Annotated in this window: 5 protein-coding genes; all 5 read left to right on the top strand. The window is 68.0% G+C overall.

Going from position 1 to position 7,105, the window contains the following annotated elements; translation table 11 throughout:
* Nucleotides 1–499: 499 nt before the first annotated feature.
* The 5 genes from STRTUCAR8_RS42250 to STRTUCAR8_RS42230 all read left to right on the top strand — a co-directional run bounded on the left by STRTUCAR8_RS42250 (nt 500) and on the right by STRTUCAR8_RS42230 (nt 7,090).
* Entirely contained in the window at nt 500–1,786 is a 1,287-nt protein-coding gene (locus STRTUCAR8_RS42250; RefSeq protein ID WP_006382553.1) for an ABC transporter substrate-binding protein, read from the top strand.
* 14 nt (nt 1,787–1,800) lie between these two features.
* Nucleotides 1,801–2,757, top strand: coding sequence for a carbohydrate ABC transporter permease (locus tag STRTUCAR8_RS42245; RefSeq protein ID WP_006382554.1), 957 nt, complete (start codon nt 1,801–1,803; stop codon nt 2,755–2,757).
* The gene (locus STRTUCAR8_RS42240) at nt 2,754–3,629 is read left to right on the top strand and encodes a carbohydrate ABC transporter permease (protein ID WP_006382556.1); all 876 of its coding nucleotides are present in this window, start codon (nt 2,754–2,756) and stop codon (nt 3,627–3,629) included. Before STRTUCAR8_RS42245 ends, STRTUCAR8_RS42240 begins: the two co-directional genes overlap by 4 nt.
* A 10-nt stretch (nt 3,630–3,639) precedes the next feature.
* On the top strand, nt 3,640–4,248 hold the full coding sequence (locus STRTUCAR8_RS42235) for a hypothetical protein (protein WP_006382558.1): 609 nt from the start codon (nt 3,640–3,642) through the stop codon (nt 4,246–4,248).
* A 103-nt stretch (nt 4,249–4,351) separates the two neighbouring features.
* A complete protein-coding gene (locus STRTUCAR8_RS42230) occupies nt 4,352–7,090 on the top strand; it encodes an exo-rhamnogalacturonan lyase family protein (RefSeq protein WP_006382555.1) in 2,739 nt (912 codons plus the stop codon).
* The last annotated feature ends 15 nt before the right edge of the window (nt 7,091–7,105 follow it).

Here is a 7,105-nt window from a genome sequence, read left to right as displayed (position 1 = left end):
CGCACTTGTCGTTGGGTCACGCCTCTGAAACCCCGCCCGCCCCCTCCTCCCGCGCGGACCCCCTCCACGGTTCCGCCCCGCGCGTCCCCAGGGGCCCTTTCGAGCCCTTCCCGGGGTCGTGCCGGGTGACCTGACAGGCCTGCCTCGAGCCCTTCGGCGGATGGCCTCACGTTCCCGCCGGTCCGACGTCGCCACTCCGTGAGCGCCCCCTCCGGTCGACGTCAACTCACCATCCGGTAGGCGCATTTCGGCCCCGTCCCAAATAAACACCGGCGACCCTCCGATGTTCGACCAGTCGACCCCGGGCGCCTCACCTGCGACGTCATCCCCCGTGTCAGGGGCCCGAGTCGACTTGCGTGCCGTCCCCGCCCGGCCCGCTCACAGAAAAATCCTGTCCGAATCATTGACGCACTCCGAGCCCCTCCGTAGCTTGTGCCAGCAAGCGCTTACTTGAAACGATTCACGCTGGCGCCAACGACGTCGCGGGGAGGGCCTGACTGTGCCTGAAATTGGGAATGTTGAGAGGCGAACGATCCTGAAGGCGGCCGGAGCCTCGGCGGCCGCGCTGGGGCTGGCGGCGACGACCGGGTGCGGCGGTGACAGCGGCGCCGGGGACGGGAATGTGACGCTCCGTTATGCGTGGTGGGGCGGCGAACCGCGCACCATCGCCATCAAGAAGACGATCGCGCTCTTCGAGAAGAAGTACCCGAAGATTAAGATCAAGCCCGAATTCACCGACTATGAGGCGTACTGGGAGAAGTTCCAGACCCAGGCCTCCGGCGGTAATCCGCCGGACGTTTTCCAGAATGCGGTCGGCTTCCTGCGCAAGTACGACAAGCGAGGCGTTCTGCTGGATCTCAAGACGCAGGCGGACGCCGGGAATCTGAGCCTGGAGAACTTCCGCAACGGTGTTCTGGCGAACGGTCAGGTCGACGGCAAGCAGATCGGCATTCCCGTCGGCGCCAACACCATGGCGCTCGTCATCGACCTCAAGGCCTTCGAGAAGGCGGGCGTCGAAGCGAAGTTCGGCTGGACCTGGGACGAGTACTTCGCAGCTCTGCAGAAGATCCAGGACAAGCTGAAGATCTCCGGTGACACCGGTTACTTCGCCATCATGTACCTCTACGACCTGTACCTGCGCCAGAACGGCAAGGCCTTCTTCACCGACACCGGGCTCGGCTTCACCGAGGACGACGTCACGCAATGGTGGGAGGACGGCTACAAGCGCGTGAAGTCCGGTCTTGTCGCCGACCCCAAGAAGATCGAGCAGGCCAAGCCGAAGTCCGGTCTTTCGGCGGGGCTCGCCGCGTCCGAATTCACCTGGGACAACTTCTCCATCCGTTACGAGGGCGAGGGGGAGTCCGACTACGGGCTCGCGCCGATCCCCACCACGGACGGCAAGGACACCGGCCAGTACCTCGGTTCGCTGATGCTCAGCGGCTTCTCCGGGACGAAGCACCCCAAGGAAGTCGCCCAGTTCATCAGCTTCATGGTCCACGACCCCGAGGTCGGCAAGATCATGGGCTACGACCGCGGCATCCTCGCCACGACCGAGCAGTACGACGCCTTCAAGCCGACCGACCCCAACAACAAGGGCGTCTCGGCCTACGAGGACGAGGTCGCCAAGGCCGGCGTGCTCGGGAAGATCACCCCGCACCCGTCCGGCGCGGACGTCGTCGAGGCGGCCTTCCTGCGTATCGGCGGTGAGGTCGCCCAGGGCAAGACCAAGCCGGCCGACGCGGCGAAGGCGCTGTTCAGCGAGGCCAAGGCCGCGTTCGCGGGCTAAGGGGAAATACCACCATGACGCTCGTCAAGGAAGCGCCCGCGCGTCCGGCGCAGAAGCGGTCCGCCGCTCCTGTCGCCGGGCGGCGCGGGCGGCGCCGCGAGAACCTCGCCGGCTATCTCTTCATGTCGCCGTGGATCGCGGGGTTCCTGCTGCTCACGGCGGGGCCGATGATCGCGTCGCTGTACTACGCGTTCACCAGCTACAACCTGTTCACGCCGCCCAAGTGGGTGGGGCTGGACAACTTCACGACGATGTTCCAGGACCCGCGCTGGCAGAAGTCGGTCGAGGTCACGCTGAAGTACGTCGTCGTGGCCACACCGCTGAAGCTGCTCCTCGCCCTCGGAGTGGCCCTGCTGCTCGCGCAGAACCGGCGCGGACAGTCCCTGTACCGGGCCGCGTTCTACATGCCGTCGCTCATCGGTGCCAGCGTCTCCGTGGGCTTCGTCTGGCGGGCGCTGTTCTCCGACGACGCCGTCGTGGACCGTACGCAGAAGGTCTTCGGGCTCGACGTCGGCGGCTGGATCGGCAACCCGGACTACGTCCTGTACGCCCTGGTGGCGCTGAGTATCTGGCAGTTCGGCGCGCCGATGGTCATCTTCCTGGCCGGCCTCAAGCAGGTGCCGCAGGAGCTGTACGAGGCCGCCGAGATGGACGGCGCCGGCCCCTTCCGGCGGTTCTGGAACATCACACTGCCGATGATCTCCCCGGTGCTGTTCTTCAACGTGCTGCTGGAGTCGATCCACGCGTTCCAGGTGTTCGGCTCCGCCTATGTCGTCTCCGACACCAGGTGCGGGCCCGCCGACGCCACCCTCGTCTACACCTGCTACCTCTACCAGAAGGGCTTCAAGGAGGCCCAGATGGGCTTCGCCTCCGCGATGGCCTGGACGCTGGTGATCGCGGTGGCACTCGTCACGGCGGTCCTGTTCTGGTCGCAGAAGAAGTGGGTGCACTACGAGGAGGCCGCCAAGTGACCAGCGCAACCAGCCCTGTTGTGAGCACCGCCAGCGAGCGGCGGCGCTTCGGATCCCTCGCCTGGCACGTGGGCGCGATCCTGGTGCTCGCGGTCGTTCTCTACCCGGTGATCTGGGTGCTCGGCGCCTCGTTCAAGCCGAGCAAGGACATCATCGCCAGCCTCGACCTGCTGCCGACGAAGCCGGTCTGGGCGAACTTCTCCGGGCTCGCCGACGGCATCTCCGGCATCTCCATCGGCAGCTTCTTCAGCAACTCGCTGATGTACGCGGGCCTGGCCGTGGTCGGCGTGGTGATCTCCAGCTCGCTGACCGCGTACGCCTTCGCCAAGATCCGCTTCGCCGGGCGGAACCTGCTGTTCACGCTGATGATCGGCACACTGCTGCTGCCGTACCACGTGCTGCTCATCCCGCAATACGTACTGTTCCGCAACCTCGGCTACATCGACACGCTCGTGCCGCTCGTCGCGGGCAAGTTCCTCGCCACGGAGGCGTTCTTCGTCTTCCTGATGGTGCAGTTCATGCGCGGGCTGCCGCGTGAGCTGGACGAGGCCGCCAAGCTCGACGGCTGCGGGCATCTGCGGACCTACTGGTCGATCGTGCTGCCGCTGAGCCGCCCGGCCATCATCACCAGCGCCATCTTCACCTTCATCAACGCGTGGAACGACTTCATGGGGCCGTTGATCTACCTCAACACCCCCTCCAAGTACACCGTTTCGCTCGGCCTGATGATGTTCCGCGACCAGGAGGGCATCTCCAACTACGGCAGCATGATCGCCATGTCGCTGGTGGCGCTGGTGCCGGTCGTCGCCTTCTTCATGGCCTTCCAGCGCTACCTCATCGACGGTATGGCGACCTCCGGACTGAAGGGCTGAGGCGGCCACCATGGCCCAAGCACGCGTGAAGGAACGCTCCCCGCGCAAGGCGCGCAAGGAGTCGGTGTTCGGCGAGCGCTTCGCGGTCTTCGCCGAGTGTCTGCTCACCGGCGTGTGGATCGCCGTGGCCTGTCTCGGAGTTGTCACCTACCCTGCCGCCTTCGCCGCCGGCGCCCGGCATCTTCGGCGCCGCACGACCCATGTGGGCGGCGGCTGGCGGGAGTTCGTCGCCGACTTCCGGGCCGCCGTGCGCGGCGGATGGCTCGTAGGGCTCGCCGGCTGGGCGGTGGCCGCCGCGGTCTGGGTGGACGTCCTGGCCGCGCGGGCCGGGATTCCCGGCGGCCGGTTCGTCGGGGCTGTCGGCATCTTCGCGCTGATCACGCTCGCCGTGGCCCTGCTGCGCGCGACGGCCGTCTGGACGCCGGGCGCCCCCTGGCGGGCGCTGCTCGCGGACGCCGGACGCCGGACCGTACGCGATCCCGCCGGTTCCTTCCTGGTCGTCTGCGGGCTGGCCGTCGTGGCTCTCTCCGCAGGGTTCCTTCCGCCACTGGCGGCTCCCGTCCTCGGCGCTGTCGCGGCGGCGTCCGTCGCCGTCGAGGAGCGGTACCGGCGCCGCTGACGGGCGTCGCCCTCGCACAAGGTCGGCGCCCCCGGGCGCCGTACCTCTCTCCGTCATGCCCCTGCCCCCCTGCATCCGCACGGAAAGGAAAGGCTGGTCCCTCATGTCTCCCATCCCCCGCAGGTCCCTTCTCAAGGCCGCCGCAGTCGCCGGAGCCGCCGCCCAGTTCAGCTGGGCCCTGGGAGCGAAGGACGCCCAGGCCGCGCCCAGAGCCGCCGAGGCCGCCACCGACCCGGTGACCCTGGACTGGCTGGAGGACGGCGGCCTCGGTGCCGCCCCCGGCTCCACGGTCGGCGTGCCCTGGCCGAAGGGCACCTATGACGCGACCCAGACCTTCGCGCTCACTGACGCCGACGGCAAGTCCGTCCCCGTACAGTCGTGGCCGCTCGCCTACTGGCCCGACGGCTCCCTCAAGTGGACCGCGCACGCGGTCAGTTCGGGCAACGGCAAGCTCTCGCTCACCGCCGGGACACCCGAGGCACCCGCCGCGAAGATCAGCGTCGACAAGAGCGGCGGCACCATCACCGTCTCGACCGGCGTCATCACCGCCCGCATCGCCAAGTCCGGCTCCACACTGGTCAAGTCGGTGACCCGAGGCTCCACCGAGATCGCGAAGAACGGGCGACTCGTCCTCATCCGCCAGCCCGAGATCGAGGACGAGGACCAGGGCGCCACCAAGTTCGAGCGCTTCGACAGCGCCATCAGCAAGGTCGAGGTCGAACAGGACGGCCCCGTAAGGGCGGTTGTCCGCATCGACGGCAAGCACCGCAAGGGCAGCCGCAGTTGGCTTCCCTTCTCGATCCGCCTCTACTTCTACGCCGGCGCCGACTCGTTCAGGATGGTCCACACCATCACGTACGACGGCACCCAGGAACCCGGCAAGGCCAGCGGCGACTTCATCCGCGGCATCGGGGTCCGCTTCAGCGTGCCGATGCGGGACGCCTCGTACGACCGGCACATCCGGATCGGCGGCGACGGCGCCGGGCTGCTGCGCGAGGCCGTCAAGGGCATCACCGGACTGCGGCGCGACCCCGGAGCGGCCGTCCAGGCGGCCCAGTTCGCGGGGGAGAAGCTGCCCGACCCCTCGACCTGGGACCAGCGCGTCACCACCCGCCTCCAGTACATCCCCGAGTGGGGCGACTACACCCTCTCCCAGCTCTCCGCCGACGGCTTCACCCTCCGCAAGCGCACGAAGAAGGGCCACGGCTGGATCGGCGCCGGCGGCGGCAAGCGCGCCTCCGGGTTCGGTTACGTCGGCGGGGCCAGCGGCGGACTCTCCTTCGGCCTGCGGGACTTCTGGGAGAAACACCCCGCCCAGCTCGACATCCGCGACGCCCAGACCGACGAGGCCGAGGTCACCCTCTGGCTCTGGTCGCCCGAGGCCCAGCCCATGGACCTGCGCTTCTACCACGACGGCATGGGCCAGGACACCTTCGCCGAACAGCTCGAAGGCCTCAACATCACCTACGAGGACTACGAACCCGGCTTCGGCACCCCCTACGGCATCGCCCGCACCTCCGAACTCCTCTTCTGGGCCAACGAGTCGACCCCGACCGCCGAGAAGCTCGCCGAGCAGGTCGAAGCCGTGCGGGTGCTGCCGCAGCTCGCCGCGCCGCCCAAGCAGCTCATCAAGGCCCAGGTCTTCGGCCCCGGCCTCTACTCCGAGCCGGACCGCTCCACCCCTGCCAAGGCCAAGATCGAGGACCACCTCGACTTCCTCTTCACCTACTACAAGGACCAGGTGGAGCAGCGCCGCTGGTACGGCTTCTGGGACTACGGCGACATCATGCACACCTACGACACCGCCCGGCACCAGTGGCGGTACGACGTCGGCGGCTACGCCTGGGACAACTCCGAACTGTCGCCCGACCTCTGGCTCTGGTTCGCGTACCTGCGCTCCGGCCGCGCCGACATCTTCCGCTTCGCGGAGGCGATGACCCGCCACACCGGCGAGGTCGACGTCTACCACCTCGGACAGTGGGCCGGCCTCGGCACCCGGCACGGCGTCCAGCACTACGCCGACAGCGCCAAGCAGCAGCGCATCGCCAACACCACCTACCGGCGCTACTACTACTTCCTCACCGGTGACGAACGCGTCGGCGACCTCATGCACGCCAACGTCGACTCCGACGAGACGTTCCTCGCCCTGGACCCGCTGCGCAAGATCCGCACCGAGCCGTACACACCCGACCGGCACGCCCTGTCGATCGGCTTCGGCACCGACTGGAGCGGCCTCGTGTCGGCCTGGCTCACCGAGTGGGAGCGCAAGGGCCCCAAGTGGGAGAAGGCCAAGGCCCGCGTGCTCTCGACGATGGAGACCATCGCCGCCCAGCCCAACGGCTTCGTGCAGGGCAGCGGACTGTACGACCTCGACACCGGGAAGTTCGCCGTCGCCGCGGCGCGTGTCGTGGGCGTCTCGCACCTTTCCGCGGTCTTCGGACTCAACGAACTGTGCGCCGAACTCATCGACCTGGTCGACATGCCGAAGTTCAACGAGGCGTACTTCGACTACTGCCGCTACTTCAACGCCACCAAGGCCGAACAGGCGGCCCGCTACGGGTCCAACTTCGGCACCCTGCTCCTCTTCCAGGGCCACTCGCGGCTCGACGCGTACGCGGCCGTGAAGACCGGTGACGCGAAACTCGCCGCGCGCGCGTGGGACAAGTTCTACAACTCCGACGGCTACAAGGAGTCCGCCCCCTGGAAGACCGAGCAGGTGACCGGCCCGGTCGCCCTCGTCCCGGGCAGTGAGGCCACCTGGGTGGCCACCAACGACACCGCCCTCTACGGCCTCGCCGCCATCGAGAACCTCGCCCTGCTGGGCCACAGGATGCCCTCGTAACGGCACCCGGGTGCC

It is taken from the genome of Streptomyces turgidiscabies Car8 (assembly GCF_000331005.1).
Classification (GTDB): domain Bacteria; phylum Actinomycetota; class Actinomycetes; order Streptomycetales; family Streptomycetaceae; genus Streptomyces; species Streptomyces turgidiscabies.
The sequence above is the reverse complement of the archived record's forward strand: the minus strand, read 5'-3'. Positions and strand labels throughout refer to the sequence as shown.

Excerpts from the sequence above, each read along its gene's own strand:
- STRTUCAR8_RS42235 (WP_006382558.1), top strand. The coding sequence starts at position 3,640 with ATGGCCCAAGCACGCGTGAAGGAACGCTCCCCGCGCAAGGCGCGCAAG.
- STRTUCAR8_RS42245 (WP_006382554.1), top strand. The coding sequence starts at position 1,801 with ATGACGCTCGTCAAGGAAGCGCCCGCGCGTCCGGCGCAGAAGCGGTCC.
- STRTUCAR8_RS42230 (WP_006382555.1), top strand. The coding sequence starts at position 4,352 with ATGTCTCCCATCCCCCGCAGGTCCCTTCTCAAGGCCGCCGCAGTCGCC.